This is a genomic window from Duganella alba, assembly GCF_009674495.1.
Classification (GTDB): Bacteria; Pseudomonadota; Gammaproteobacteria; order Burkholderiales; family Burkholderiaceae_D; genus Rugamonas; species Rugamonas alba.
The window spans coordinates 1-26,867 of the sequence record NZ_WKJN01000030.1 but is presented as its reverse complement, the minus strand read 5'-3'; the positions used below and the strand labels follow the sequence as shown (position 1 = coordinate 26,867).

Annotated in this window: 25 protein-coding genes; 2 read left to right on the top strand and 23 right to left on the bottom strand. The window is 65.9% G+C overall.

Annotated features, from left to right (window positions below; genetic code table 11):
* Positions 1-27: 27 nt before the first annotated feature.
* Positions 28-1,281: an NADP-dependent isocitrate dehydrogenase gene (gene icd, locus GJ695_RS23455; protein ID WP_154369082.1), complete on the bottom strand. Its 1,254-nt coding sequence runs from the start codon at positions 1,279-1,281 to the stop codon at positions 28-30.
* Positions 1,282-1,405: 124 nt separating this feature from the next.
* Here icd and GJ695_RS23450 point away from each other — a divergent pair, with 124 nt between their 5' ends.
* Positions 1,406-1,966, top strand: a complete 561-nt coding sequence (locus GJ695_RS23450; RefSeq protein WP_154369080.1) for a pseudouridine synthase — start codon at positions 1,406-1,408, stop codon at positions 1,964-1,966.
* A gap of 154 nt (positions 1,967-2,120) precedes the next feature.
* Here the strand turns inward: GJ695_RS23450 and rpsT are convergent, their stop codons facing one another.
* Positions 2,121-2,387 carry a 30S ribosomal protein S20 gene (gene rpsT, locus GJ695_RS23445; RefSeq protein ID WP_154359505.1) on the bottom strand — a complete coding sequence of 89 codons (267 nt, stop codon included), beginning with the start codon at positions 2,385-2,387 and terminating at the stop codon, positions 2,121-2,123.
* A 195-nt stretch (positions 2,388-2,582) separates the two neighbouring features.
* On the opposite strand from rpsT, the gene murJ reads away from it, so the two are divergent.
* Positions 2,583-4,121, top strand: a complete 1,539-nt coding sequence (gene murJ, locus GJ695_RS23440; protein ID WP_154369078.1) for a murein biosynthesis integral membrane protein MurJ — start codon at positions 2,583-2,585, stop codon at positions 4,119-4,121.
* Here murJ and GJ695_RS23435 read toward each other — a convergent pair whose 3' ends face one another.
* From GJ695_RS23435 to epsE, 21 genes are all read right to left on the bottom strand, one after another.
* Positions 4,122-5,135 carry a TIGR03790 family protein gene (locus tag GJ695_RS23435; protein WP_154369076.1) on the bottom strand — a complete coding sequence of 338 codons (1,014 nt, stop codon included), beginning with the start codon at positions 5,133-5,135 and terminating at the stop codon, positions 4,122-4,124. It lies immediately after the preceding gene.
* 90 nt (positions 5,136-5,225) lie between these two features.
* Positions 5,226-5,717, bottom strand: coding sequence for an FxDxF family PEP-CTERM protein (locus tag GJ695_RS23430; protein ID WP_267874279.1), 492 nt, complete (start codon positions 5,715-5,717; stop codon positions 5,226-5,228).
* Between the two features lie 387 nt (positions 5,718-6,104).
* Positions 6,105-6,620, bottom strand: a complete 516-nt coding sequence (locus GJ695_RS23425) for an FxDxF family PEP-CTERM protein (RefSeq protein WP_154369072.1) — start codon at positions 6,618-6,620, stop codon at positions 6,105-6,107.
* Positions 6,621-6,935: 315 nt separating this feature from the next.
* Positions 6,936-7,622: a hypothetical protein gene (locus tag GJ695_RS23420; protein WP_154369070.1), complete on the bottom strand. Its 687-nt coding sequence runs from the start codon at positions 7,620-7,622 to the stop codon at positions 6,936-6,938.
* A 13-nt stretch (positions 7,623-7,635) separates the two neighbouring features.
* Entirely contained in the window at positions 7,636-9,054 is a 1,419-nt protein-coding gene (locus GJ695_RS23415) for a mannose-1-phosphate guanylyltransferase/mannose-6-phosphate isomerase (RefSeq protein ID WP_154369067.1), read from the bottom strand.
* A 19-nt stretch (positions 9,055-9,073) separates the two neighbouring features.
* Positions 9,074-10,231 carry a nucleotidyltransferase family protein gene (locus GJ695_RS23410; RefSeq protein WP_154369065.1) on the bottom strand — a complete coding sequence of 386 codons (1,158 nt, stop codon included), beginning with the start codon at positions 10,229-10,231 and terminating at the stop codon, positions 9,074-9,076.
* 83 nt (positions 10,232-10,314) lie between these two features.
* On the bottom strand, positions 10,315-11,241 hold the full coding sequence (locus GJ695_RS23405) for a glycosyltransferase family 2 protein (protein ID WP_154369063.1): 927 nt from the start codon (positions 11,239-11,241) through the stop codon (positions 10,315-10,317).
* A gap of 13 nt (positions 11,242-11,254) precedes the next feature.
* Complete coding sequence (locus GJ695_RS23400) at positions 11,255-12,577, bottom strand: UDP-glucose dehydrogenase family protein (protein WP_154369061.1); 1,323 nt, start codon at positions 12,575-12,577, stop codon at positions 11,255-11,257.
* 55 nt (positions 12,578-12,632) lie between these two features.
* Positions 12,633-13,934, bottom strand: a complete 1,302-nt coding sequence (locus GJ695_RS23395; protein WP_166455309.1) for a lipopolysaccharide biosynthesis protein — start codon at positions 13,932-13,934, stop codon at positions 12,633-12,635.
* Entirely contained in the window at positions 13,931-14,902 is a 972-nt protein-coding gene (locus tag GJ695_RS23390; RefSeq protein ID WP_154369057.1) for a glycosyltransferase family 2 protein, read from the bottom strand. The genes GJ695_RS23395 and GJ695_RS23390 overlap by 4 nt, the downstream gene beginning before the upstream one ends.
* Before the next feature lie 444 nt (positions 14,903-15,346).
* On the bottom strand, positions 15,347-16,405 hold the full coding sequence (locus tag GJ695_RS23385) for a glycoside hydrolase family 16 protein (protein ID WP_154369055.1): 1,059 nt from the start codon (positions 16,403-16,405) through the stop codon (positions 15,347-15,349).
* Positions 16,406-16,616: 211 nt separating this feature from the next.
* Positions 16,617-17,903 carry an O-antigen ligase family protein gene (locus tag GJ695_RS23380; protein ID WP_166455308.1) on the bottom strand — a complete coding sequence of 429 codons (1,287 nt, stop codon included), beginning with the start codon at positions 17,901-17,903 and terminating at the stop codon, positions 16,617-16,619.
* A 13-nt stretch (positions 17,904-17,916) separates the two neighbouring features.
* Complete coding sequence (locus GJ695_RS23375) at positions 17,917-18,579, bottom strand: acyltransferase (protein ID WP_154369051.1); 663 nt, start codon at positions 18,577-18,579, stop codon at positions 17,917-17,919.
* Positions 18,580-18,602: 23 nt separating this feature from the next.
* Positions 18,603-19,523: a DUF6492 family protein gene (locus tag GJ695_RS23370; protein ID WP_154369048.1), complete on the bottom strand. Its 921-nt coding sequence runs from the start codon at positions 19,521-19,523 to the stop codon at positions 18,603-18,605.
* Positions 19,516-20,736, bottom strand: coding sequence for a glycosyltransferase (locus GJ695_RS23365; protein ID WP_154369046.1), 1,221 nt, complete (start codon positions 20,734-20,736; stop codon positions 19,516-19,518). The genes GJ695_RS23370 and GJ695_RS23365 overlap by 8 nt, the downstream gene beginning before the upstream one ends.
* Positions 20,733-21,932, bottom strand: coding sequence for a glycosyltransferase (locus tag GJ695_RS23360; RefSeq protein ID WP_154369044.1), 1,200 nt, complete (start codon positions 21,930-21,932; stop codon positions 20,733-20,735). Before GJ695_RS23360 ends, GJ695_RS23365 begins: the two co-directional genes overlap by 4 nt.
* A 73-nt stretch (positions 21,933-22,005) precedes the next feature.
* Positions 22,006-22,713: an exosortase-associated protein EpsI, B-type gene (epsI, locus tag GJ695_RS30265; protein WP_154369042.1), complete on the bottom strand. Its 708-nt coding sequence runs from the start codon at positions 22,711-22,713 to the stop codon at positions 22,006-22,008.
* Positions 22,710-23,657: an exosortase B gene (gene xrtB, locus GJ695_RS30260; RefSeq protein WP_154369040.1), complete on the bottom strand. Its 948-nt coding sequence runs from the start codon at positions 23,655-23,657 to the stop codon at positions 22,710-22,712. The genes epsI and xrtB overlap by 4 nt, the downstream gene beginning before the upstream one ends.
* Positions 23,647-24,528, bottom strand: a complete 882-nt coding sequence (gene epsG, locus GJ695_RS23345) for a chain length determinant protein tyrosine kinase EpsG (protein WP_229260616.1) — start codon at positions 24,526-24,528, stop codon at positions 23,647-23,649. Before epsG ends, xrtB begins: the two co-directional genes overlap by 11 nt.
* A gap of 16 nt (positions 24,529-24,544) precedes the next feature.
* A complete protein-coding gene (gene epsF / locus GJ695_RS23340; protein ID WP_154369036.1) occupies positions 24,545-25,948 on the bottom strand; it encodes a chain length determinant protein EpsF in 1,404 nt (467 codons plus the stop codon).
* Positions 25,949-25,975: 27 nt separating this feature from the next.
* Complete coding sequence (gene epsE / locus GJ695_RS23335) at positions 25,976-26,764, bottom strand: polysaccharide export protein EpsE (protein WP_154369034.1); 789 nt, start codon at positions 26,762-26,764, stop codon at positions 25,976-25,978.
* Between the last annotated feature and the right edge of the window lie 103 nt (positions 26,765-26,867).

The following is a 26,867-nucleotide window of genomic DNA, read 5'->3' as shown; positions in this document are numbered from 1 at the left end:
GTTGTTCAGCGCCCACAACCAACCACCCTACATCTGCTCGATCATGACCTCGCCGAAACCGGAGCAGGACACCTGCACCGCGCTCTCCATCTGGCGCGCGAAGTCGTAGGTGACGTGCTTGGAGGCGATGGCCTGGCCCATGGCCTTGAGGATCAGGTCGGCCGCCTCGGTCCAGCCCATGTGGCGCAGCATCATCTCGGCCGACAGGATCAGCGAGCCCGGATTGACGTAATCCTTGCCGGCGTATTTCGGCGCGGTGCCGTGGGTGGCTTCAAACATCGCCACCGAGTCCGACATATTGCCGCCCGGCGCGATGCCGATGCCGCCCACCTGCGCGGCCAGCGCGTCGGAGACATAGTCGCCGTTCAGGTTGAGCGTGGCGATGACGCTGTACTCGACCGGACGCAGCAGGATCTGTTGCAGGAAGGCGTCGGCGATCGAATCCTTGATGGTGATGTCGCGCCCGGTCTTCGGATTCTTGAACTTGCACCAGGGGCCGCCATCGATCAGCTCGGCGCCGAATTCCTTTTGCGCCAGCGCATACGCCCAGTCGCGGAAGCCGCCCTCGGTGTACTTCATGATGTTGCCCTTGTGGACGATGGTCACCGACGGCTTGTCGTTGTCGATGGCGTACTGGATCGCCTTGCGCATCAGGCGCTCGGTGCCCTCGACCGACACCGGCTTGATGCCCAGGCCGGAGGTTTCCGGGAAGCGGATCTTGTTGACGCCCATTTCCTTGACCAGGAAGTCGATCAGGCGCTTGGCCCCTTCCGTGCCCTGCGCGAATTCGATGCCGGCGTAGATGTCTTCCGAGTTTTCGCGGAAGATCACCATATTGGTCTTTTCCGGCTCCTTGAGCGGCGACGGCACGCCGGGGAAGTAGCGCACCGGGCGCAGGCAGACGTACAGGTCGAGCTGCTGGCGCAGCGCCACGTTGAGCGAACGGATGCCGCCGCCGACCGGGGTGGTCAGCGGGCCCTTGATCGACACCAGGTACTCGCGCACCGCGGTCAGCGTCTCTTCCGGCAGCCACACGTCGGGACCGTAGACCTGGGTGGCTTTTTCGCCGCCGTAGATCTCCATCCACTTGATCTGGCGCGCGCCGCCATAGGACTTGGCCACGGCCGCGTCCACCACTTTCAGCATCACCGGCGTGATGTCGCGGCCGGTGCCGTCACCCACGATGTAGGGAATGATCGGGTTATCTGGTACATTCAGGGAAAAATCCGCGTTGACGGTAATTTTTTGGCCGTCCGCCGGTACTTGGATATGTTGATACATCGTGGTTCTCCGTGGGGGATACTGCTAGTCTTCTATAAGATATAAGACGCTTGTTTCACATTATGCATGAGTATGTAGCGAGGCGCCATGGTTTTCAAGCCTACACCAATTTCAGTTTTCGATAATGTCCCTGATTCTTTTTAACAAACCATTCCAGGTGCTGTGCCAGTTTTCGGCGCAGGACGGCAAGGCCACGCTGGCCGACCACCTGAGCATTCCCAACATCTACCCGGCCGGCCGGCTCGACTACGACAGCGAGGGCCTGATGCTGCTGACCGACGACGGCAAGCTGCAGCACGCCATCGCCCACCCGGACCACAAGGAGGCCAAGGTGTACCTGGTGCAGGTGGAGGGGATCGCGGACGCCGCCGCGCTGGCCAGGCTGCAGGCGCCGATCGACCTCGGCGACTTCGTGACGCAGCCGTGCAAGGCCGCGCGCATCGCCGAGCCGGAGTGGCTGTGGCCGCGCAATCCGCCGATCCGCCAGCGCGCCGGGCAGCCGACCAGCTGGCTGGCGATCACGCTTCAGGAAGGCAAGAACCGCCAGGTGCGGCGCATGACGGCGGCCGTGGGCCTGCCGACCCTGCGCCTGGTGCGCAGCGCCATCGGCGGCATGTCGCTGGCCACGCATCCGCTAATGCCGGGCGAGTGGATGGAGGTGGCGCCGAAGGATCTGGCGCGCTGAAGTCCTACCCCGCACGGCGCTCAGTCGCGGGGTCTGACCCCGTCCGGGGTCAGACCCCTGTGTCGCCTGGGGGTGGCTACGCCTGGCGTACAAACGACAAAACCCGCACTGGCAAGCCAGCGCGGGTTTTTGCTTTGCTTCCCGGCGAGGGGAATTAAGCTGCCAGTGCTTTCAGCGCAGCGGCCAGACGGCTCTTGTGACGAGCTGCCTTGTTTTTGTGGATGATCTTCTTGTCAGCAATGCTGTCGATGGTCGAAACCGACGATTGGAAGATGGTGGTCGCAGCGGCTTTGTCGCCAGCCTGGATCGCCTTACGCACAGCTTTGATAGCGGTACGCAGGGTCGAACGTTGAGCCGAGTTATGAGCGTTTTGCTTAACTGCTTGACGAGCGCGTTTGCGCGCTTGTGCGGTATTTGCCATGAAATTTCCTAAACAGGTAAATGATGCGTTTGCAAACGTTAATGTTTGGCAAACAGGTGCGTCCAAGGTTGCCATCAGAGCGAACCGTGTGAGTCAAACTACTGCCTGCCAAACATTAATGTCTGCGCAACAGAATTTTGTACAGCCTGTGATTATAGCGATATTTTTCGGCAGGAGCAACTATAATCACGTCCCATGAACTTGCTTAAGACACTCTCCGCCATCTCCAGCATGACGATGCTGTCCCGGATCACCGGCCTCCTGCGTGAAACCCTGATAGCCCGGGCCTTTGGCGCCGGCGGCATGACCGATGCCTACATCGTCGCGTTCCGCATTCCCAACCTGTTGCGCCGCCTGTTTGCCGAGGGCGCGTTCTCGCAGGCCTTCGTGCCGATCCTGGCGGAATACAAGAACAAGCAGGGCCACGACGCCAGCAAACGGCTGACCGACCACGTGGCCAACACGCTGGTGTGGGCCACGCTGCTGGTGACCGGCATCGGCATTATAGCCTCGCCGCTGTTCATCTACCTGATTGCCAGCGGGCTGGAAGAGTTCGACGCGGCCGTGTGGATGACGCGCCTGATGTTCCCCTACATCGCGTTCATGGCCTTCGTGGCGCTGGCCGGCGGCGTGCTCAACACATGGCGCGAGTTCAAGATCCCGGCCTTCACGCCGGTGCTGCTGAACATCGCCTCGATCCTGGCGTCGCTGTTCCTGCAACAACATCTGGACAAGCCGATCTATGCGATGGCCATTGCCGTGTTTGTCGGCGGCGTGCTGCAAGTGGCGATCCAGATTCCGGCGCTGATCAAGATCGGCATGCTGCCCACGCTGTCGTGGAATCCGCTGGCCGGCATGGGCGATCCCGGCGTGCGCCGCGTGCTGAAGAAGATGGGGCCGGCGGTGTTCGCCGTCTCGGCCGCGCAGATCAGCCTGATGATCAACACCAGCATCGCCTCGCGCCTGGTGGAGGGCAGCATTTCGTGGCTGTCGTATGCCGACCGGCTGATGGAATTCCCGACCGCCCTGCTGGGCGTGGCGCTGGGCACGATTTTGCTGCCCAGCCTGTCGAAGGCGCAGGCCGATGACGACCAGGCCGAGTATTCCGGCCTGCTGGACTGGGGGCTGCGCCTGACCTTCCTGCTGGCGCTGCCGGCGGCGGTGGGCATGGCGGTGCTGGCCAAGCCGATGATCGCCACCCTGTTCCACTACGGCGCCTTCACCGACGCCGACGCCGCGGCCTCGGCGCGCCCGCTGATCGCCTACTGCGCCGGCCTGCTGGGCATCATCCTGGTCAAGACGCTGGCGCCGGCGTTCTACGCCCAGCAGAACATCCGCACGCCGGTGCGGATTGCGATGGTGGTGCTGGCGGCGACGCAGCTGATGAACCTGCTGTTCGTGCCGTATCTGCAGGTGGCCGGCCTGGCGCTGTCGATCGGCCTGGGCGCCTGCCTGAACGCGGCGCTGCTGTACATCGGCCTGCGCAAGCGCGCGATTTACCAGCCGCTGCCGGGCTGGCCGTCGTTCTGCGTGAAGCTGCTGCTGGCCTGCGCGCTGATGGGCGGCGCGGCATGGCTCGGGGCGCGGCAGATTGACTGGCTGGGCCTGCAGCACCACGCCTTCCTGCGCCTGGGCGCCCTGCTGCTGCTGATCGGCGCCTGCGCCGGCGTCTACTTCGCCGCGCTGCTGGCGATGGGCTTTCGCGTGCGCGATTTCAAACGCATCGCGCGCTGATCAGTCGCCGCGCTTGTACGGGGCCGCCAGCGGATCGCCGATGAACACGCCCTGCCCCGGCCACGCCACGCTGCTCCAGTAGGCCTCGATGGCGGTGCTGCCGCCGACATAGTTCTTCAGCAGCAGGATCGGGTTGGGGAATTTCTGCCAGTAGTTGCAGGGCTCGCTGACCGCGCCATAGCTGGCGGTGGCGCCGGCCGCCAGCCACTGCAGGCTGCTCATCTGGTAGTCGCCCAGCAGGTCGCCGCCGGTCGAGGTCAGGTGGTCGGCCAGCGCGCCGGGCAGGAAATGCAGCGTGTCGAGCTTGGCCACGCGCGCCATGCCGGTCTGGTAGATCATCACGTCCTGCGCGCCGTCCAGCACGTCCGCCTTCATCTGGCGGATGGTCAAGTTCCTGGCCGACACCTTGCCGCTCGGCGGGAAGAACTGGGCCCGCGAATTGCGCGCACTCTCGCTGGTCACCAGATAGTAGGCGGTGGCGGCCGGCGGCGTCATGAAGCGGGTCGCGCCGCGCCCGATCAGCGCCCTGGCCTGCTCGACCGACTCGGTCGGCAGCAGCATGCTGAGGCGGCCGGCGGCGGGCGGCGGACTGGCCGGCGGCAGATTCTTGTCGAAGAACGGACTCTCCTTGCCGGGGCCGCAGGGCTTCTGGCACAGCTCGGCGTCGAAGCCGTTGGTGTAGGCCGCCGTGATGGAGTTGCACTCGACCGCATACGGCGCGGTCCACACCATCAACGTGGCGCGCACCTGGGCCGGCAGCTGGCGGTCGATCTCCTTCTTCAATTCCTCAAACGCGGCGACGCTCAGCTTGCGCGGTTTGTTGGCGATGCGCACATGGGCGATATTGGCGGACGGGATCTGGTGCGCCACGCGGTACAGTTCCGCTATGGCGACGCTGTTGGGTTCATCGTCGTTGACGACCAGGCCCAGTTGGGACGGCGCCAGCGCGGCGGCGGCCGCGACCTTGGCGGCCAGCAGCAAGGCGATGGCAAACGGGAGGGAGATGGTGCGCAAAGCAGGCCTTGTAATGGGGAACGATGGCCGATTATAAAGTGAAAAGCGCCGAACGGATCGGCGCTTTGGCTCAGTTGCCGCCACCTGGCCTCAGGCAGCTTCGGCTTGCCTGCGTTTGCGCCGGCCGATATAACCCACCACGCCCAGCCCGGCCAGCATCAGCGCGTACCCTTCCGGTTCCGGCACCACCGTCAGGTTCATCGTGCCCGAGTAGGACGCGTTGCTGCCCGAGGTGCCGATGACGGTCAGCGTGATCGGACCGTTCAACGGGAAGTCCGCCGGCGTGAAGGCCAGCAGGCCCGGATTGTTGTTCACCAGCTGCAGTTCCACACCGTTCAGCAACACCTTGCTGAAGGAGATTTCCTGGCCCGCCTGGAAACCGATGGTGCTCAAGATCGACGACACCAAGGTGCTCGGGAAAGTCGGCAAAATCTCGTACTCATCGGTAAAACCACCGGTGCTGTGGATCATACCAAACGTGCCGGTAAACTGACCGTTGCCCCCCGTCAGCGTGACGGTGGTGATGGCAGATGCGTTTGCCATCGCAAACATCAGTGCCGCAGAAACCGCTACCGCTTGCATCATTTTTTTCATACTCGCCTCCTAAGGTCAACCCGGACAAGGGATCCGGGATACGAATTTGATTTCGTAAAAAAATAATAACTTTTCGCGGGCAAGAATGCCTGTTTAATTTGTAACGGAACCGGGGTCAGCCGGAGCCGATTTAACAAATTTTCCAGCCATTATGATAGTGGGGAGTGGTGCTGCGTCGAGCTAATTCCAATAGGAAATAAAATTGTTAATTAACATTTCCAACTGGAATTTTTGACAAACTTAAAGAAATTATAGAGGTGTCGCTAAGTGGCGACAGATCGGGCCTGAAAACCGCCGAACCATGCTTATAGGCAAAAAAAAATCGCGCCGGAGCGCGATTTTTTTTGCAACGCCGCACAGCGCGGCGCCCAGGCATCAAGCCTGGTTGGCGGCTTTGCGGCGACGGGCGGCGAAACCGACCAGGGCCAGGCCGGCGCCCAGCATGGCGAAGGTTTCCGGCTCAGGAACAGCGGTCACGTTGATCGTGCCCGAGTAGCTGGCGTTGAACGAACCTGGGTTCAGGTCATGCGCTTGACCGCTGACGACCAGGGTCAGAGGACCGTGCAGGGCCAGCAGCGAAGGCGTGGTCGCGGTATCGACGGCGCCATTCACGATGTCCAGCGCGATGCCGTTGATCTTGACCGAAGTGAAGTCGAGGTTGGTGCTTTTGGTGAAACCGATCGAGCTCAACACGGCCGACACCAGCGAGCTGTTCAGCGACGGCGAGAAGGTGAACGTGTCGGTGAAGGCACCGGTATGGCTCAGACCGAAATAGCCGGTGTAATCGGTCGATTTCAGCGGGTCTTGAACCAGGGTGATGTTGGTGGTAGCGGCAAACGCGGAGCTGACAGTCATCAGGGCTGCGGCGGCGATAATCGACTTGATCTTCATGGAAAATCCTTTAGATGGATATGGATGCTACGGAATACGTTTGTAGGAAAACTTGCGACAGATGAATCATATCACGCTAGCAGAACTTTTGTTAGCTAGAATGTAATTTTCATTTTCTGTATAGCAACTAATCCCGCCCTATGAAATTGTCGCGGCGGAAAAGCGCTTTTGCACCAGACTAGAGCAAGAAAACCGCGCTTTTACATAAAATTTCGACAACAGTCATGACGAAATATTATCATTGATGTGTCGGTGCTACAACAGTGTTGTGTTAGCGTGCGCACCTAAGTGCTGCATCGCACCAGAGAGTGTTGTTTATTGCCAGCTGCCGGCCAGCACCATGCGGGTCCGCAGCTCGCTATACGACACCCAGGCCAGGATATCGTCGAAGGCGCCGCCGGCGATCCGCTCATCCTCGGTCAGCGGACGCTGGATGAAATGCACGCTGCCGCGCGCATTGGCGGCCTGGTCGCCCGCCTCGCTGCCGGCCGCGGCCATCGCCTTGCCGGGCGCAATCAGCACCGCCGGCAGGCATTGGGTGGTCGGGCCGCACTGGCTGTCGCCGTAGCGATAGACCAGCCGCGCGGCGTCGCGTCGGGAAATGGTTTTGGTGGCCACCGCCGCCGATGGCAGCGTCTGCGGCGCGGCGAAGGCCGGCGTCACGCTATAGCGCAGCGGCAGGCCGCGCGCCGTCGTGGGCGCCAGGCTCAGCGTGGCCCACGGCAGGTAGCCGGTGCACGCCTGTTCGCTGTCGCAGGCGGTCGCCCGCTCCCGCCCGTCGGTGGCCGACAGTGCCGGACGCGGCAGGCGTCCATGCAGGATGGCAAAGCCCAGCAGCGCCTGTTGCGCCTGCGCCAGCGTCTGTTCGGCCTGGCGCTCGCGCTCGGCCTTGCCGCTGCCGCCGTAGGCGCTCATCATGCCGGCGGCGGCGCCCAGGATCAGCACCAGCAGCAGAATCAGCGCGGCGGCGCCGCGCTGGCGGCGGCCGCCGCCAGCGCGCAAGACTGCCCGGCGGTCAGGCGCGCGAGTAGACATCCTCGAAACGCACGATGTCGTCTTCGCCCAGATAACTGCCGGACTGGACTTCGATCAGGTGCAGCGGCAGCTTGCCCGGATTTTCCAGGCGGTGGGTGGTGCCGATCGGGATGTACACCGATTCGTTCTCGGTCAGCAGCGTGACCTTGTCGCCGCAGGTGACGCTGGCGGTGCCGCTGACCACCACCCAGTGCTCGGCGCGGTGGTGGTGCATCTGCAGCGACAGCTTGCCGCCCGGATTGACGGTGATGCGCTTGACCTGGTAGCGCTCGCCGAGGTCGATGCCCTCGTAGCTGCCCCACGGACGGTAGACCTTGGTGTGGTACATATGCTCGGTGCGGTCGCTGGCCTTCAGGTGTTCGACCACCTGCTTGACGCGCTGCACCTGGTCCTTGCGCGCCACCAGCACGGCGTCGGCGGTTTCCACCACCACCACGTCGGACACGCCGATCAGCGCCACGATGCGGCCCTCGGCGCGCACCAGCGAGTTCTGCACGCCGTCCAGGTAGACGTCGCCGCGGGTGACGTTGCCGTTGGCGTCGGCCGGCAGCACGTCGTGCAGCGCCGACCACGAACCGACGTCGCTCCAGCCGATGTCGGCCGGCACCACCACCGCGTGGCGGGTCTTTTCCATCACCGCGTAGTCGATCGAATCGGACGGGCAGGCGGCGAATTCGGTTTCGTCGAGGCGGCAGAAATCCAGGTCGCGGTAGGCCTTGGTGAACGCGGCGTCGACCGCGCCGGCCATGGCCGGCTGGAACTCCTTGAGCTCGCGCAGGTAGTTGGCGGCGCTGAACAGGAACATGCCGCTGTTCCAGAAGTAATCGCCGGAGGCGACAAAGCCCTTGGCGGTCTCGGCGTCCGGCTTCTCGACAAAGCTGGCCACCTGGTACAGGCCGTCGGTGGCGCCGGCCGCGGCGCCGCGGCGGATGTAGCCGTAGCCGGTCTCCGGCGCGGTCGGCACGATGCCGAAGGTGGCCAAGGCGCCCTGCGCCACTTGCGGCAAGGCGCGCAGCACGGCGGCCTGGAACGCCGCGACGTCGCCGATCACGTGGTCGGCCGGCAGCACCAGCATCACCGCCTCCGGGTCCTGCGCGGCCAGGAAGTGGGCGGCGGCGGCCACCGCCGGCGCCGTGTTGCGGCCCACCGATTCAAGCAAAATCCCCAGCGGCTTGTGGCCGATCTCGCGCATCTGTTCGGCCACCAGGAAGCGGTGCTCGTTGCCGCAGACGATCAGCGGCGCCTGCACGCCGGGCCAGCCGGCCACGCGCAGCGCGGTTTCCTGCAGCATGGTCTGGTCCGACACCAGCGGCAGCAACTGCTTGGGCAGGACCGCGCGCGACAGCGGCCACAGGCGGGTGCCGGCGCCGCCGGACAGGATCACGGGATAAATTTTCATGCTGACTACCTTTATTCTTTTATGCTGCGTTGACCGCAGCCGGTTCTTGTTCCGCCGCCGTGCGGCGCTTGGTGCGGCGGTCGCGCGCGTTGCTCCACTCGCCCTCGGCGTACTCCGACACGTGGCGCATCTCGCCGGCGCGGTTGACACTGTAATCTTTGAAGACGATCATTTCCTCCAAGCTTACATTATGTAACACGCGGGTGTACTCGAACAGCACGCTGCGCACCACGGTGGCGCCCTGGCAGATATGGCTGCCGTGGCCGATCCAGGTCGGGCCGATGATGGTGCTGCCGGCCTCGATCTTGCAGCCGGAGCCGATGTAGACCGGGCCTTCGATGGTGGTGCCCTCCCAGTCGATGCTGGTGTTCAGGCCGGACCAGATGCCGTCGGCCAGCTGGATGCCGGGCACGTCCATGTGGGCCACCTCGCCCATCATCACGCTTTGCGACACTTCCCAGTAATCCTTGACGCTGCCGATGTCGATCCAGCTGAAGCTGCGGTTCTGCGCATAGAACGGAATGCCTTTCTCCACCAGCATCGGGAACAGGTCGGAGCCGATGTCGAACACCGTGCCGCTCGGGATCAGGTCGAGGATCTCCGGCTCGAAGATGTAGATGCCGGTCGACACGAAGTTCGACAGCGCCTCTTCCACTTTCGGTTTTTCCTGGAAGGCGGTGATGCGGCCCTCCTTGTCGCTGACCACCACGCCGTAGCTGGACACCTTGTCGCGCGGCACTTCGCGGCAGATGATGGACGCCTTGGCGCCCTTGCGGCGGTGCTCGAACAGCGCCGACTTGATGTCCAGGTTGATCACGGCGTCGCCGCACAGCACGATGGTGGTGTCGTCGAAGAAGCCGCCGAATTCCTGGATCTTCTTCATGCCGCCGGCCGAGCCGATCGGCTGCGGCACCACTTCGCCGCTGTCGGTGGTGTAGCCTTCGAACGAGTAGCCGATCTGCACGTCGTACTGGTGGCCCTCGCCGAAGTATTCCTCGATCTTTTCGTGCAGGTAGGAGACGTTGACCATGATCTCCTTGACGCCGTATTTTTCCAGGTGCTCGATGATGTAGGCCATCACCGGCTTGCCGAGGATGGGGATCATCGGTTTCGGCAAATCATAGGTCAACGGACGGACCCGGGTACCCTTACCAGCCGCAAGAATCATTGCTTTCATTCTAGACACCTCAATAGTTGGGGAAGCTGTTCCCGTTTGCTCATCAATATGACCGAACCACGGCCTCCGGTACTGCTTGTCGCTTATTTCTTGGCGGGCGCCACGTAGCGGTTGGTGCGCACGCCGAACAGGCCGGCCACGCGACCGCAATAATGCGCCAGGGTCAATACTTCGCGCGCCGCCTTGACGCGGCGCAGCGTCACCGCGGCCAGCGCCATGCGCACCAGCGCGCCGCACACGCCCTTGAAGGCCAGCAGCGCGGTGTAGCCGCGGCCATCGTAAAAACTGTCGATCGCCAGCATGTAGCTGCCGGTGGTGGCGTAGCGGTGCAGCAGGCTGCGCGTGGTCAGGCGCTCCGGCGGCGCCGGCTCCAGCACCAGCGCCTCGTCGCTCCAGGCGATGCGCCCGCCGGCGTGCGCCACGCGGCGGAAAAAGTCGTAATCCTCGCCGCCCGAGGCGCCGTACTCGTTGCGGAAAAACGGCGGCGCGAACAGCTGCTCGACGCGGCGCGAAATCGCCAGGTTCTGCGTGGTGTTCAGCGACGGCACCAGCCCGGTGGGCCAGCGCCGGCGCGCCGCGAAAATACTGTTCTGCGCAAACACGCTGGCGCCGGGCGGCAGCACGCCGTCGACCGGGCCGCCGACCAGGTGGCTGTCGTAGGCGGCGCCGGTGTCGAGCAGGTGCTGCAGCCAGCCGGGCGTCACCAGGCCGTCGTCGTCCATCATCAGCAGCCATTGCCAGTGCGGCGCGCGCGCCAGCGCCTCGCCGACCAGCGCGTTGCGCACCTGCGCCACGCCGCGCGCCGCCACCGGGATGCAGACGCTGTCGGGCCAGCGCTGGCGGAACTGCGCCACCACCGCCGGCGCCTCGGCGCCGCAGTCGTTGTCGGCCACGATCACCAGCGCGCGCCGGCCCTGCAGCTCCGGCAGCAGGCTGTCGAGCAGCGCCGCCAGCAGCTGCGGCCGGCGGAAGGTCGGGATGCCGACCACCAGGTCAAATTCTGCGCTCACGTCGGCGTCCCGTTCAACGGCGGCCGATCGCGAAATATTCGAGACCGTTGTCGCGCACCTGCTGCGGCGGGTACAGATTGCGGCCGTCGAAGATCAGCGGCAGCTTCAGCGCCGCCTTGATGGCGCCGAAGTTCGGCACGCGGAACTCCTTCCACTCGGTGACGATCACCAGCGCGTCGGCGTCCTGCAGCGCCGCCATCGGCGCGTCGGCGTAGCGCAAGCGGGTCTCGTCGCCGAAGATGCGGCGCGACTCGTTCATCGCCACCGGATCGTAGGCGGTGACGGTGGCGCCGCGTTCCAGCAGGCCCTGGATCACCACGCGGCTGGAGGCGGCGCGCATGTCGTCGGTGTTCGGCTTGAAGGCCAGGCCCCACAGCGCGAAATGCTTGCCGGCCAGGTCCTTGCCGAGGCGGCCGTCGATTTTTTCCAGCAGCAGGTGTTTCTGCGCCTCGTTGGCGTCCTCCACCGACTGCAGCACCTTCAGCTGGCGGCCGTTTTCCTCGGCGGTGCGGATCAGCGCCTGCACGTCCTTCGGGAAGCAGGAGCCGCCGTAGCCGCAGCCCGGGTACAGGAAGTGGAAGCCGATGCGCGGGTCGGAGCCGATGCCGACCCGGACCTGTTCGATGTCGGCGCCCATCACGTCGGCCAGGTTGGCCAGCTCGTTCATGAACGAGATGCGGGTGGCCAGCATGGCGTTGGCGGCGTACTTGGTCAGTTCGGCCGAGCGCACGTCCATGACGATCACGCGGTCGTGGTTGCGGATGAACGGCGCGTACAGCTCGCGCATCATGGCGATGCCGCGCTCGTCCTCGGCGCCGATCACCACGCGGTCCGGCCGCATGAAGTCCTCCACCGCCGCGCCCTCCTTGAGGAATTCCGGGTTCGACACCACCGAGAACGGCGTGTCGAGGCCGCGCTTGGCCAGCTCGTCGGCCAGCGCCGCCTTGACGCGGTCGCCGGTGCCGACCGGCACCGTCGACTTGTCGATCACCACCTTGTAGTCGGTCATGTGCTTGCCGATGTTGCGGGCGGCGGCCAGCACGTACTGCAGGTCGGCCGAGCCGTCTTCATCGGGCGGGGTGCCGACCGCGATGAACTGCAGCTGGCCGAAGGCGACGCTGTCCTCGATGCTGGTGGTGAAGCGCAGGCGGCCGGCGGCCACGTTGCGGCGGACCATCTCCAGCAGGCCCGGTTCGTGGATCGGGATTTCGCCGTCCTGCAGGATGGCGATCTTCCTGGCGTCGAGGTCGAGGCACAGCACATCGTTCCCCATTTCCGCCAGACACGTCCCGCTGACCAGGCCCACATAGCCCGTACCGATTACCGTAATTTTCATGCGTTTCCCCAGAGATCACTAATTCAAAGAGCGGCGGCCGGCAGCCGCCGCGTGGTTATGTTGGCTGCGCTCCCGGCGCATCCCGGCACAGGAAGGCGGCGCTCCACAGCACCAGCGCCAGCCCCAGGTGACCGAGCAGATAAGCAAGGATCAAGCCATTGACGCCGCCCCAGCGCGTCCCGGCCAGCAGGACAAAGCCGAAACCGATCGACGCCAGCGTGTAGATCAGCGCCCGCAGGCCCTGGCGGCCGGCGCCGGTCAGCGCGTCGGCGGCCGGATACTGGACCGCCACCAGCGGCAGCGACAGCGCCAGCGCGACGGTGATCTGCACCGTGCCGTCGTAGGCGCGTCCCAGCACGTGCGGCGCCAGCAGCGCGGCGGCCGCCACCAGCAGGCCGGAGGCGACGCCGGTGGCCAGCAACAGCGGCGTCATGCGCAAGGCGTAGCGGCGGCTGGCGGCAATGCCGTCGGCGCCGTGGACAAAATACTTGGGATAGATGATGCGGGTGATGACCTGCACCGGGAACATGCCCAGCTGCAGGAAGCGCGACGCCGCCCCGTACAGGCCCAGCACCGTGTCGTCGGCGTAGCGCGACAGCACCATCCGGTCCAGATTGCTCTGCGCCGAGCGCGCCGTCTGCGTCACGCAGAACATGCTGCCCGTGTACAGCTCGCTGCGCACCACCTGCCACAGCGGCCGGCCGTACTGCCGGGCGCCGAGCCAGGCGTAACAGCCCATCATCACCACCGCCTGCGCGAACACCACCCAGATCCACTGGTCCAGGTCGCTGTAGCCGAGGCCGACGAAAAACCCCAGCGCCAGCACCAGCCGCACCAGCACGGTGGTCATGCGCACCACGCCGGCGCGGGCGTTGTGCCCGTGCGCCACCATCACCAGTTCCAGCGAGGCCGACATGCGCGCCACGCCGATTTCCGCCGCCAGCGCGGCGACGATCAGCGTCACCGCCACGGTGCTGTGCATGGCGCCGGTGGCCACCGCCACGCCCAGCGCCACCACCAGCGGCAGCGTCAGGCCGATCAGCATCAGCATGTTGCCGTAGTAGCCGCGAAAGCGCGTGCGGTCGCGCGCCACCGCGCGCACCAGCAGGTCGGCGCCGCCGAGCCCGACGAGCTCGACGCCGACGCCGACAATCGCCAGCAGGCCGGTGTAGCGGCCGAACTGCTCGACGCCGAGGCCGCGCGCGGTGATCGCGAAGGTCACGAACTGCAAGCCCAGCGCCGCCATCGTCGGCACCATGGTGTTGACAAAGGTCAGCAGCTTGAAGCGCTGCTCCAGCATCGCCAGCTGCGCCCGCCACCGCCCGCGCAGTGCGGTCTGCGGCAACGCGTCGCTCATCGGCACACTTTCTCGCCCGGCGCGACCGGCCGCGCATACTCGACGAACACGCCGCCGAAGTGGCCGGTCCAGCGGCCGCGCAGCTTGTCCCATTCGAGCAGCCAGCCGACCAGCGGCGACTCCGGCTCGCGGCGGAACAGCGGATACAGCGGCAGGCGCACGCTGAGTCCCAGCGTCTTGGCAAACGAGCGCAGGCCGCCGCCGCCGATGCTTTCCCAGCGCACCGCGTGGTTGCCGGTGCGGTAGCGGCGCTGGCGCATCCATTTGAACGAGGCGCGCGAGGTCGGCACCTCCTCGTTGATCCAGGCCGCCTCGGACCAGGCCATCGGGTGGCCGGCAAAGAACAGGCCGCGGAAGAACACGGTGTCGCCGCCGCCGGACAGGCCGAACTCGGCGTCAAACAGCGGCCGCGGCGTCTCGCGGATGGCCTGCATGTCGATCAGGAAATTGCAGGTGCAGAACACAAATGGTTTGCCGTGCAGCAGCTGGCGGTCCACCGACCAATAGCGGCTGTACTTGCGCAGGCGGGCGGCGCTGTCGGGGAACACCGGCCGCACCGGGCCGCCGACCACCACCGCCTGCTGCTCGCGGGCGCTCTTCAGCAGTTCCGCCAGCCACTGCGGCGACGGCCATTCGTCGTCGTCCAGCATCGCCATGTGGCGCACGCCGAGCCGGTCGGCTTCGTCGAAGATGGCGTTGCGCGCGGCCGAGATGCCGGGCGTGCGCTCGACCCGGTAGCACACCTGCAGGCCGGACTGCTGGCCGAACGCGCGCACCGACTGCTCGACCGCCGGATCGTCGCCGTCGTTGTCGACCACGATCACCACCGGCGCGCTGTCGACGTGCTGGGCGGCGATCGCGACATGCTGCAGCGTGCGCTCAAGCGAGACGCGCCGCTTGTAGGTGCACAAGCCTACCGCCAGGCCAGTGAGTTGCCGTGCACCGCCCGCGCCTGCTTGAATATCCATGCTTTGCCGCCTTTTAAAAATTGCCTTCGACTACCACGAGGTCTGGTTTGATGCTGCACCAGGGAATGACGCACCGCAGCAGAATATTGACCAAATACTACTACACTATTTCCGCGTTGTACACGGCCACACTGTAGCGCGTACCCCGACATTTTTTTTATGCAGGCGCGCGAAAATGGCATTGCTGCATCGCAACACAACGATGCTGCGACAGGGTGCTGAAACAGGGCAGCACAGCTGCCGGAGAGAAGGCGATGCGCGCGGGAGCGGCGTGATGATAATTATCTTTCAGATATCAAACAATTATATTTACACAATTTTATCAGTATAAGATATTTCCCCATATGAATCAATTGTGCCGCCTTCATGCAACAACACCCTGACGGCGGCGGCGCGGTCAGGGTGTTGTCGGCAGGCTGCGGGGCCCGGCGCTTCAGGTCGGCGTTATTTTGCCGGGCACATCAGGGTACCGTCGGTCTGCTTGCCGCACGCGTTGGGACCGTCCACCGTGTAGGCCGCCACGGCGTCGACCAGCATCTCGGCCGGCATCACCGTGCTGGCCGTGGCCACGCCGGTCCAGATGCCGCCCACCGCCAGGTTCAGCTGCATGAACATCGGCTGGTTCATGCCGGGCGGGGTGACGATCTGGCCGACCGGCAGGCGGTCGATGTAGTACACGATCTTGTCAGGCATCCACAGGGCGCCGTACTGGTGGAAGTCTTCCGAGAATTTTGGATAGGTGGTGCGGCAGCCGGACGAGGCGGCGGCGCCATTGACGCCGCTCCAGTGCACCGACTGCTGGATCACGTCCGGCAGATGGGTCGGCGCTTCCATCACGTCAAGCTCGACCGCCAGAAAACGGTTGGTGGCCTTCATCCAGAACGCCGGCAGCAGGGGCTTGCCGTTCGGCACCTTGATGCGGGCCTCGAAATAGCCGTAGCGCTGCGAGAACGACTGGCGCGTGGTCAGCAGGCCCGAGGTGTACTCGAAGCCGGACAGCACTTTTTTCAGATTGTCCGGGGTGCGCTGCGCAACAATGTGCAGCGTGCCGTTTTCGACCACGAAGGGATTGACACCCAGCGCCGTCGGCGCCAGGCCCTTGTACAGGCTGTCGACGTAAATCTGCTGCTCGCTCATGGTCGGCTGGTAGCGCTTGACCACCCAGTCGTAACCGAGGAAGGTGCTGGTGGGGGTGTCATAGCCGCCATCGTAATTCGGCGCCCAGCGGCGGTTCGGCGTTTGCGTCTGGTCCAGCGTATCGAAGCCGTCAAAGAAGGTGCGCTTCAGCGTCAGCGGCGTGGTCGGCGCGGTGGCCGGCAGATTGGTGCAGGTGGTGGTGGCGGCGGCGGTCGGCACGTTCAGCGCGATGGTGCCGGCGTAATAGGTCGGCGTGTACGCAATCTGCGCACTGGTCACAACGGGGACGGCGGCAAAGCCGGCCGAAAGCACCAGCCGGGCCCACAAAGGAGCGGCAAGGTGACGTGGGCGTGTTGAGCGAATCATGATTCCTCCATGGCAATATTAGGGTGCCACGCGTTGGCAGTTAAGGCGTGAAAGACAGGAAACCGACTCAGCAGTCAGTCGAAGGACTCAATTTTACCTGCAATTCCATACCCGACCACAACATATACCTACGGACACCAATTAATCTACACGGAAACAACACGCACTGGGAGGAACCATGTTGCTTCGACATTCCTCCCGGCACTTTCAGCTACGATGGCGCAAGCTTGTCACGCATCGGCTGGCGCGCCGGCCGCTGCGCGCGCCGCGTCGGCGCCGCCACCGCATGCTTGAGCACCAGGCCGTAAGCGAGCATCAGCAGGAACCAGCCGGGCCCCGGAATCAGGATTTCATGGGTTTCCACCATGCCGTGGGCGAGGATCAGAAATCCCACCACCGCGCACATCAGCGTACCCTGCCCCCGGAGCCGCAGCGGCAGGATGGTGGCCAGGTAGATCAGCGTGCACAGGAAGATGATCAGGCCGAACAAGCCGGTATCGCCGATCACGCCCAGGTAGATATTGTGCGGCGTCAGGATCGCGCCCAGATAGGCCAGCCGCTGCGCCAGCGGCGCGGTCAGCGGCGACAGCGTGGTGTAGGCGCCCGGCCCCTCGCCCAGCCATGGCGTTTTGACAATCGCCGCCAGGTAGGTGCTCCAGACGTCGGTGCGTCCGGTCAGCGTGGCGTCGCGCCCGAGCGCCTCGAGCAGGAACGGCGCCACCAGGAAAATCATCACCGCCGTCAGCAACAGCAGGAACACCAGCACGCCCACCGCGAAGCCCGGGGTCAGGCGGCGGCGCAACCGCGTCAGCATGAACAAATAGCCCAGCGTGATCAGCGCCGCCATCAGCGCGCCCTTGGAGTCGGAACCGACCAGGCAGATGAACGCCAGCAGCGCCGCGCCGCCGGCGAGGCGCCAGTTTTGCTGGTTGACCATCACCACATTGGCCACCACCAGCAGGGCGGCGATCCAGCCCAGCATGTTTTTGCCGACAAACACGCCGCGCCAGGCGTGCACCGAGCCGCTCAGATGGGTGCCGTAGGTCGGCAGCGCCAGCGCCAGCAGCGCCGACGCCAGCATCAGGGCGATGGTGGTGAGGTTGACCACGCGCACCACGCGCTCGGCCGGCAACTCGATGGTGATCAGGGCGGCACCGATCGCCATCAGCGACCACAGCACCACGGAGCGGGTCGAACTGATCGGATCGAAGCCGAACACGGCCGCCAGCAGGCCGATCGCCCAGAACGGCACGAACAGGCGCAGCACGCGGAACAGCGGCGCGAAGCCGGCCTTGTTGACGTGCCAGGCCATGGCCAGCAAAATCAGCAGCCACAGCGAATACTGGAACGGCACGCCCAGGGTGCGCTCGGTGCGCAGCTCGGCGCCGAATTCGCTGGCCGGCGGATAGGCCCAGGCGCCGGTGAACTGGATCAGCATCAGCACCAGCAACAGTACCCAGAAGGCGCCCGACGGCGCGTGTTTTTCCTGCTTTTTCATTCCCATCTCCTGGCTACCAGCCCTTCTCGAACACATAGGCGTCGTTGTCCTGGCGCTCCTTGATGATCTTGGCGGGCACGCCGCCGACCACCGCGCCGTCCTGCTCGATGCGCTTGGTCACCACCGAGCCCATGCCCACCACCACCCGGTTGCCGACGCCGGCGCCGGGGGCGAAACGCACCGCCGAGCCGAGGAAGCACTGGTCGCCGATGGCGATGTCGCGGTTCATGGTGCCGGCGCCGTGGGTCAGGAACTGCGAGGCGAAGCCGGCCACCCAGCTGCCGTCGCCGATGCGGATTTCGCCGAGCACGTCGAACAGATGCGATTCGTTGATCAGGCTGTCACGGCCGGTGACGAAGCGGCGCGCGTACTGCATGTGGGCCTGGCTCGGGTCGGCGGCGTTGTCGCCGCACTCGATCTTGTTGAAGCGGCCGATGAAAGTCTTGTCGCCGAGCTCGACGCTGATCGGGCCGACAAAGGTGGTGTTGCGGCGCACCGTCACCGCGTTGCCGGCGCGGAAGCGGTCGACCACGATCAGCACGCCCCACCCCAGCCGCGAGCCGGGGCCGAACTGGTAGCCCAGCAGGTGACGGTAGCCGGCGATGCGCAGTCCGGAGGTCGGCAGCAGCGAGAGCGCCAGCGCGACGATTTTTTTCAGCTTGGTATTTCGTATCATGGGGTATCCGGTTACTCGGGAGGTCAGCCGCCGACCGCGGTGGTCTGGTGCGCGGCCAGCTCGCGCAGCAGCGCGCGCCGGTGCTGCTGCGGCATCGGAATGGTCGACTGGATGTGCAGATTGACGTGGCTGGGCTTGACCGCCGCCAGCACCTCGGCGGCCGGCAGTTCCGGCGCGCCGCTCCAGAACGAGCAGGTCAGGTCGGGCGGGCCGAACACGTGGTAGCCGCGCGCGCGGCCCAGCGTGGCGCAGTACACGCCGTACAGGATGTATTCCGACACCGCCTTCTTGCGCGCCAGCGCCTCGACCCAGTTGCCGCCGGCCACCTGCGCGACGCGCTGCTGCAGCGCCAGCACGGCGTCGCGGTGCCAGATGATCAGGTGGTCGATGTAGTTGTGCGGCTCGTCCTGGAAGTCGGTCACGCCCAGCAGTTCCAGCGCGTTGCGGTGCCACAGCAGGTGCTCGTGCATGTCCGGCTTCATCGGCTTTTGCGGCAGCTTGACCGGCATGCCGCCGTACAGCTGCGCGGCGCTGACCGGACGGAACAGCACGTTGTCGCTGTCGATGAACATGATGTACTCGGAATCGCACAGCTGCGGCGCCGCCAGCTTGATGATCTGCTGCACCAGCCAGCCGCTGACGCGGCCGATGCCGGGGCGATACCACTGCTCGCGGGTGCGGATGTCGACCAGGCCGGGAATGCGGATGCGCTTCGGGAACGGCAGCTTGAAGAAGCCGAACTGGCGCAGGAAATCCTCCTTGGCCACCAGCACCCGGTTGGCCGCGCGCAGCGGCGCGAACAGCGCCATGTCGGAGCGCGGCACCACCAGCAGGTGCTTGAACGGCAGTTGCAGGTAGCGGTCCATGCTGGCGCACAGGTCGACCGCCAGTTCGTAGTCGTTGCGGTACGACGGCGTGATGATGGTCAGTTCGGCATTAGCCATACGATGCTTCTTTCGTCAGGGCGGTGGCGGGGGCGCGCAGCGCGTCGCGCAACTGCGCGCCGCGGTCGCGCCACTGGAACAGGCTGCTGCCGGCGGCAAACGCACGCTGCTGCAGCTGGTCCAGGCGGGCGGCGTCGTCGATATGGGCCACCACGCTGGCGGCCAGGCTGGCCAGCGTGTCGGCCTCGATCATGGCGGCGCGCACCGGCGCCGGCAGGCCGGCGGCGGCGTCGCTCAGGGTCGCCACCGGCAGGCGGCGGAACAGGTAGTCGAGGAACTTGAGCTTGAAGCCGCCGCCGATCGCTTCCGGCACCAGCGCCAGGCGGGCGCCGTCGAACAGCGGCGCCGGATCGTCGACAAAGCCGTGCAGGCGGGTCGCCTTCAGCCCCGGCGCGAGCTCGGCGCGCAGCGCCTCCGGCATGCCGCCCACCACGTCGAACACGATGTTGTGGGCGGCGAACAGCGGGTCGGCCACCTTCAGGAACTGGCGCAGGTTTTCCTGCTTGGCGGCCCAGTGGAAGGAGCCGATCATCAGCACGTGGCGCGGGGTGGCGTCGCTGATCTGGCGCGCGGCGCACACGGCGCCGTTGTAGCCCGGCGTCAGCACGATGATCTCGGCGCCCGGCGTGGTGACGGCAAAGCTGGCGGCGTCTTCCGGCGTGATCGCCGTCACCAGGTCGGCGTGGCGCGTCAGGTAGCGCTCCAGCTGGCGGGTTTTCCAGTAGTTCTGCCAGAAGCCGAGGCGCTTGACCAGGCCGGCGTCGGACTCGGCCGCCACCGCGCGCAGCACCAGCTCCTCGTGGTTGTGCGACACGTAGGCGATGCGCGCGCGCCGGGCGCTGCGGCCGATCGGCGAGGCCAGGTACTGCTGCATGGCCGGGCCGGCGCCGTAGTGGTCGAACACGATGGCGTCCCATGGCTCGGCGTACAGGGCGTCGAGGCGGGCGCGGAAGGCCGGCGTGTCGTGCATCGCCGCCACCAGCGGCAAGGGGCTGAGCAGCGCCGGCAGCATGCGGCGGCGGCCGCCGCCGACGCTGAGCCAGCGCACCTCGGCGTCATCGGCCGGCGGCGCTTCGGCGACGCCGTCGCCGATGCCGACATAGGTGACGCCGCCCACCGCCTGGCCGAAGGCGCGCGCCAGCTGGCCGGCATAGATGCGGTCGCCGTCCTTGGCCGGGAACGGTATCTCGCGCGCGATCCATAAACATTTCATGATTTACCCTTGTTGCCGGAGATGTGACGGGCGGAAGCCGGCGGCTCCCACACTTGATAACGGTGACCCTTGATCGACTGCCAGACGCCGAGGCCGACGCCGGTGAAGGCGGCCAGGATGTTGGTGATGGTCGAGAACGGCTTGAGGCGCAGTCCCAGGCCCAGCACCAGGGTCAGGACGATGGCGGCGGTCAGCAGCCCGGCCAGCGCGTACCAGCCGGCCGCCAGCAGCGCGCCGTAGGTGGCCAGCAGGCAGCCGGCCAGCAGGTAGATGGTGAACCAGCGCACCAGCTTGTGCGACACATACATATAGCGGGTCAGGCCGTCCATGGCGCGGATGGTGGGCCAGACCACGCGGTGCGCGTTGAAGCCCTGGCAGGCGATGCGGATCTTGCGCCGGAACTCTTCCTGGTCAACCGTCACCGACGGCTCGCTCGACCGGGCTTCCTGCGACTGGATCACGCGGTAGCCGTCGCGCATGATCATGAACGGGATGTAGAAGTCGTCGACGATGTCGGCCGGCGGCGCCGTGCGCAGGCCGTTGCGCAGCGCGTACAGCGAGCCGTCCAGCGTCATGATCGAGCCGATCTCGCTCTCCAGCGCCTTGATGCGTTCTTCCAGGCGCCAGTAGGCGGCGTTGGCGCCGGCGCTGGCCGAGCCGTCGGTGTGCGTGAAGACTTGCTTGCCGCACACCGCGCCCACCCGCGGATCGCGGAAATGGCGCTCGAAATGGGCGAACGCGCCCGGATCGATGGCGACGCTGGCATCGGTAAACAGCAGGATGTCGGCCCGCGACTGCGCCACCAGCAGGTTCATGCCCTCGGTCTTGCCGCGCCGCTCGCCGGCGACCAGCAGGCAGGTCAGCTGGTCGGCATAGCGGCGCGCGATCTCGGCGGTGCGGTCGCTGCTGTGGTCCACGTGCACCATGATTTCCAAGCTCGGCGCCGCCGCCCGCAGCGCGATCAGGCGTTCGAGGGTCTGGGCGATCACCGCCTCCTCGTTGTAGGCGCAGACAAAGACGCCGAAGGTGGGCGTGGTCGGCGCAGCAGCAGCAGCAGCAGCAGCAGCAGCAGCGGGCGGCGCCGGCCGCAGCCGGCGGATCAGCGCCAGCGACTGCGGATAGGTGATGAACGGGTGCGCCGCCAGCAGCAGGCACAGCAAGGCCACCACGGCCAGCAGACAGGCAAGCACAGTCATGACAACTCCTGCGCCGCGCGCTCGTATGATTTCATATTTCCTCCGTGAGGCACACCAACAACGGCGTCGTTAACTATTTTTGCGCCACCAGCATGCGCGCCGCTTCCGGGCGCGTGGCGTGCACCAGCTCCGCCAGGAAACGCTCCTGCCGTTCGTAGGCCGCGGCCGCATCCTCCTGCCGCGCCAGGATGCTCGAGGCGCGCACCAGGATGGCGTCGGGCACCACGCCCGCCACGCCGTCCTTCAGGATGGCCAGGCGGGTGTCGAGCCCGCCGCGCGGGTAGGCCGCGCCCACCCGTATCCAGTAACTCACCGCTTCCATCCGGTTGCTGCCATCCATCAGCAGGCGCAGGCCGGGGATGCCGGGCTGCGCGCCGAGCTGCGGGAAATCGTGCGGCGACTCGTCGAGCTCGCGGTAGCCCTGGGCCCGGTAGCAGATTTCCGGGCGGTGGATCTTGACCTCCTGGCGCTGCTCGCGCGCATACGCCAGCGCCAGCATCACGCGCTCGCCGCGGCTGTTGACGTAGGTGCGCATCACCACCTCGTCGTAAGGTTGTTCTTCCGAGCGCTGGCCGTCCGGCGCCACCGACAGCGCCATCTGCGGCACACCGTCCCGCAGCTGGGTCCAGTCACCGAAGCGGGCCGGCACGCTGGCTTCCAGCGAAGTCATCTGCGCCATCAATTGGCGCGGCTGCACCGCCCACGCGGCGACGCTGGCGGCGACCATCAGCGCGCCCGCCAGCACGCCGGCGCGCATGCCCTGCATGCTCCAGACGCTCATAGGACCTCCTTGGCGGCGTGCGGCGCCGGCGCGCGGCGCGCGCGCAGCCGGGCGGCCGCCAGGCGCAGCAGGCTGTCGACGCCGATGATCAGCATCAGCGCGGTCAGGAACAGCACCATGCCGGAAAAGCCGTGCAGGAAGCCCTGCCCGGCCGCGTCGCCCAGGTGATAGGTGATCAGCGACAGCACCATCACGCGGATCACGTTGGAGGTAAACGAGATCGGCACGATCAGCAGCGCCAGCGTGGCGTTGCGGAACGCCGATTCGTGGCGCATCACGTTCAGGTACAGCAGGCCCAGCGCTTCGAGCGTGAACAGCGAGTTCAGGCCCGAGCAGGCGTCGGCCACCAGCAGCTGGTACTGGCCGATGGTGAGGATCACGCCGGCGCGCGAGACCGGGTAGTCAAAATGGAACAGCAAGGCTTCGGCCGCATACGAGACGGCGATTTTCAACGGCTGCGTCAGCGCGTCGACAAAGGTGGACGGCAGCGGGATCATGAAGATCAGGAACACGAAGCCAAACCACAGGTGGGCCGCCACCGCCGTGCCCAGCATCAGGAGTATCACCCCGAGCAGCACCAGCAGGAAGGAACCGACCTCGAAAAACAGGAACGCCTGCGAGCGGCCGAAGATGTACATCAGCAGGCCGGCGCCCAGCACCAGCCAGCCCAGCAGCGGCGCCGGCCGCACCGGCACGCCCTCGGCCACCACGGTGCGCCCCTTGAAATACAGGAACCACAAGCCGACCGCCAGCACGATCGGGCCGTGCGCGTTGCGGTCGGTATTCCAGACGAAGTGCGCCAGATCCCAGGCCGTCGGCGCGTACAGCACGCACAGCCCGGCCAGGATCGGCAGCAGCGGCAAAAAGAATGCCCTGCCGACGCCGGCCTGACGCGCGCTGTTGCTAGCGCGCGCCGTCAGTCCGGAGAACAGGTCAGAAATCATTCAGCACGCTGCCCACGATTTCCACGCCGTTGCGTTCCAGCTGGTCGCTGAACACGGCCACGTCGTCGAGACTGGTCTGGTTCTTGCGCGCCACCAGCAGCACGCCGCCGGCACGGGCCGCCACCGCCATGACATCGGAGCCGGCGGCAAACGCCGACGCCGTGTACAGCACCACGTCGTGCCGCTCGGCCAGTTGGTCGTTGAGCGCGCTGAACGAGGCGCGGCTCAGCAGTTCCTGCGGGTTCGGCGGCTGGGTGCCGGCGCCCAGCACCGACAGCGCCACGAACGATTCGATGCGGGCGATCGCGTCCAGGCCGGCGCGTCCGGCCAGCACGTCGGACAAGCCCTGGCGGCCGCTCAGCGCGAAGGTGTCGTGCAGGGTCGGCTGGCGCAGGTCGGCGTCGACCAGCAGCGTCTGTTCGCCAAGCTGAGAGAACACCACCGCCAGGTTGGCGGCGAACAGCGCGGCGCCGTCGTCCTGGTCGACGCTGGCGATCACCAGCGCCTTGCGGCCGCGGGCGAACCAGCGCAGCATCAGCTGGCTGCGGATGGCGCGCAGCATTTCCACCTGCGGACCGAAGGGCTGGTAGGCCGCGATCAGGTCCTGCGCGAACTTGCTCTCGCCGCGCTGCAGGTAGGGATAGTCGAACTGGCGCGCCAGCACCTGCTGGATGTCGGCCTCGGTGATCAGGCCGAGGCGCTGGGCCGCTTCGCCGAAGCGGATGCCCAGTTCCTTCTGCACGCGCAGCACGCGCTCGGCGTTTTCCGGCGTGATCTTGCCGGATTCAAGCAACAGGCCGCCGATGCTGGAGTCGCGGGCGGGCGGCGTGGCGAAATTCGGCGCGCCGGCGGTGGGGGCTGGATGATTCATGGTCGCTTCCATCTTCTTAGTTCAAACGCAAACGGTTCGGCAGCAGGCCTGCCAGCTTGCCGCGGCGGCGGGCCGGGGTCTTCCATTCCATCGTGCCGAGCACGGGAATATTCAGCGCATCGGCCAGGTCGCGCTCGGAGCGCACGCGGCGGTTCATGAACTCGGCCAGCAGCGACAGGCCCAGGCCCAGCAGCGTGCCGAAGAACACCGCCAGCAGCACGTTCAGCACCACCTTCGGATTCGACGCCTCGGTCGGCGGCGTGGCCGGATTGAGCACCGAGATATCCGACTGCTCGGACGAGCCTTCGACCTTGGTCTGGGCAAAGCGCTGCGACACGGCGTCAAACGCATGCTGCGCGCTTTCGACGTCCTTCATCAGCACATTCATTTCATCGCGGGTGCGGTTCAGTTCCAGCACCTTGGCCTTTTGCGCGCCCATGGCGGCGCGGACCGCGCCTTCACGCTGGCTCATGATCTGGGCGTTGTTGCTGACGCTGTTCGAGGTCAGCGTGGTCTGGGCGCGCAGGTCGGCGCGCAGTTTCTCGACCTCGGCCTTGGAGCTGATGTATTGCGGGTGGTTCGGCGCCAGACGCTGCGAGATGTCGGCAAACTTCGACTCCGCCAGGCCCAGGTTGACCTTCAGGTTCTGGATCAGCATGCTGTTGGCGACGTCCGGCGACTCGGCGTCGCCGGTCTTGGCCATTTGCTGGCGCGAGGTCGCTTCCATCGCCTGGCCCTGCGCCACCACCAGCTGGGTCGACAGGTCGGCCAGCCGCGCCGACTCCACGTCCAGGCGGTTGTCGACGCTGACGATGCCGTGTTCCTGCTGGTATTTCGACAGGCGCGCCTGCGCCGCTTCGAGGTCGTCGCGCAGCTGCTTGGTCTGGGCGCTGAAGTACTCGGACGCCTTCTTCATCGGCTCGACCTTCAGCTGGATGCTGATTTTCTGGTATTCGTCGGCGAAGGCGTTGGCCACGGCGGCGACGAACTGCGGGTCGGCGCCCTTAAAGCTGATCTCGATCACGCTGCTTTCCTTGGACGGCACGATCTCCAGCTTCTTCAGCAGCAGCTCGGCCAGCCAGTCGCGCACCGTGCCCTTGCCGCCGGTGGCGTCGTTGAACTGCTCCACCACGGCCGGGCTTTGCGCCAGCTTGAGCGAGTCGACCACGCGCAGCGCCACATTCTTGCTGGTGATGATGTCGTTCTGGGTCGCCATATAGCCCGGCAGCAGCTGGCCCGGCAGCGTCAGGCCGGTGACCGGATCGACGCCCTTGAAGTTCAGCAGCACCGACGAGGTGGCCTTGTAGGTTTTCGGCAGCAGCAGGCTGACCGCGACGGTCAGCGCCACCACCGTGGCCAGGGTGATCCACAGCACGCGCTGGCGCGCGCGCAGGATCAGGAAGAATTGGGCAAAATCCATGGTCTTGTTTTCCGTAAGGTCAGGTTGTTAGAAAATGCTTTCCTTGACGTACACAACGTCATCGACCTGCACCAAGTCATCGGGTTTGGCGTCCAGGATTTGCATCTTGCCGGCGCTGTCGCGGCGCTTGATGCGGATGCCGCGCTCGGTGCCGCGCTGGGTCAGGCCGCCGCCGGCCGACAGCGCCTGCAGCACGGTGGTGTTGCGTTCCAGGCGCACCGGGCCCGGACGCTGTACTTCGCCGTAGATATAGAAGCGCGGCGCGCGCTCGACGAACAGCACGTCGCCGCCCGCCAGGTCATAGTCCTCCAGCATGTCGCCCTTGCGGAACAGTTCGACGATGTCGACCGTGTTCTTGCCGATCTTGCCGTCGCGCTTGCGGATCACGGTCAGCACGTCGCCGCCGTCCGGGGCGATGCCGCCGGCCAGCGCCAGCATGTCGAGCATGGTGCGGCGGCCATCGACCGGGTAGCGGCCCGGGCGATTCACCTGGCCCAGCACCGAGACCTGCTGGCTGGTCAGCAGCGTGACCAGCAGGTTGACCTGGGGTTTCTTGACGAAGCCGCCGCTTTCCAGCGCGGTGGCGATTTTCTTTTCCGCCTCGGCGCTCGACAGGCCGGCCACCGCCACCTGGCCGATCAGCGGGAAGGTGATGTAGCCGGACTCGCTGACGCGGGTTTCCACCGCCAGGTCGGTATTGCCGAACACCGAGACCTTGACCACGTCGCCCGCGCCCAGCAGCAATTCGGCGGCGTGGGCGCCGCTCATGGACCAGGCCAGCAAGACTGCGAGAATGCCGTACACAAATCGTTTCATGTTTCGCTCGTTTTCTAAGAGGTAAAGAGAGGGCTTATTTCAAACCGGCGACGCCGCGCGCCGTGGCGTCGTTGGGCGCTGCCGCGGCGGGCGCGGCGGCGGG

Coding starts and splice junctions, on each gene's coding strand:
- icd (WP_154369082.1), bottom strand. CDS start 1,281: ATGTATCAACATATCCAAGTACCGGCGGACGGCCAAAAAATTACCGTC.
- GJ695_RS23450 (WP_154369080.1), top strand. CDS start 1,406: ATGTCCCTGATTCTTTTTAACAAACCATTCCAGGTGCTGTGCCAGTTT.
- rpsT (WP_154359505.1), bottom strand. CDS start 2,387: ATGGCAAATACCGCACAAGCGCGCAAACGCGCTCGTCAAGCAGTTAAG.
- murJ (WP_154369078.1), top strand. CDS start 2,583: ATGAACTTGCTTAAGACACTCTCCGCCATCTCCAGCATGACGATGCTG.
- GJ695_RS23430 (WP_267874279.1), bottom strand. CDS start 5,717: ATGCAAGCGGTAGCGGTTTCTGCGGCACTGATGTTTGCGATGGCAAAC.
- GJ695_RS23425 (WP_154369072.1), bottom strand. CDS start 6,620: ATGAAGATCAAGTCGATTATCGCCGCCGCAGCCCTGATGACTGTCAGC.
- GJ695_RS23415 (WP_154369067.1), bottom strand. CDS start 9,054: ATGAAAATTTATCCCGTGATCCTGTCCGGCGGCGCCGGCACCCGCCTG.
- GJ695_RS23410 (WP_154369065.1), bottom strand. CDS start 10,231: ATGAAAGCAATGATTCTTGCGGCTGGTAAGGGTACCCGGGTCCGTCCG.
- GJ695_RS23400 (WP_154369061.1), bottom strand. CDS start 12,577: ATGAAAATTACGGTAATCGGTACGGGCTATGTGGGCCTGGTCAGCGGG.
- GJ695_RS23395 (WP_166455309.1), bottom strand. CDS start 13,934: ATGAGCGACGCGTTGCCGCAGACCGCACTGCGCGGGCGGTGGCGGGCG.
- GJ695_RS23390 (WP_154369057.1), bottom strand. CDS start 14,902: ATGGATATTCAAGCAGGCGCGGGCGGTGCACGGCAACTCACTGGCCTG.
- GJ695_RS23385 (WP_154369055.1), bottom strand. CDS start 16,405: ATGATTCGCTCAACACGCCCACGTCACCTTGCCGCTCCTTTGTGGGCC.
- GJ695_RS23380 (WP_166455308.1), bottom strand. CDS start 17,903: ATGAAAAAGCAGGAAAAACACGCGCCGTCGGGCGCCTTCTGGGTACTG.
- GJ695_RS23375 (WP_154369051.1), bottom strand. CDS start 18,579: ATGATACGAAATACCAAGCTGAAAAAAATCGTCGCGCTGGCGCTCTCG.
- GJ695_RS23370 (WP_154369048.1), bottom strand. CDS start 19,523: ATGGCTAATGCCGAACTGACCATCATCACGCCGTCGTACCGCAACGAC.
- GJ695_RS23365 (WP_154369046.1), bottom strand. CDS start 20,736: ATGAAATGTTTATGGATCGCGCGCGAGATACCGTTCCCGGCCAAGGAC.
- GJ695_RS23360 (WP_154369044.1), bottom strand. CDS start 21,932: ATGACTGTGCTTGCCTGTCTGCTGGCCGTGGTGGCCTTGCTGTGCCTG.
- epsI (WP_154369042.1), bottom strand. CDS start 22,713: ATGAGCGTCTGGAGCATGCAGGGCATGCGCGCCGGCGTGCTGGCGGGC.
- xrtB (WP_154369040.1), bottom strand. CDS start 23,657: ATGATTTCTGACCTGTTCTCCGGACTGACGGCGCGCGCTAGCAACAGC.
- epsG (WP_229260616.1), bottom strand. CDS start 24,528: ATGAATCATCCAGCCCCCACCGCCGGCGCGCCGAATTTCGCCACGCCG.
- epsF (WP_154369036.1), bottom strand. CDS start 25,948: ATGGATTTTGCCCAATTCTTCCTGATCCTGCGCGCGCGCCAGCGCGTG.
- epsE (WP_154369034.1), bottom strand. CDS start 26,764: ATGAAACGATTTGTGTACGGCATTCTCGCAGTCTTGCTGGCCTGGTCC.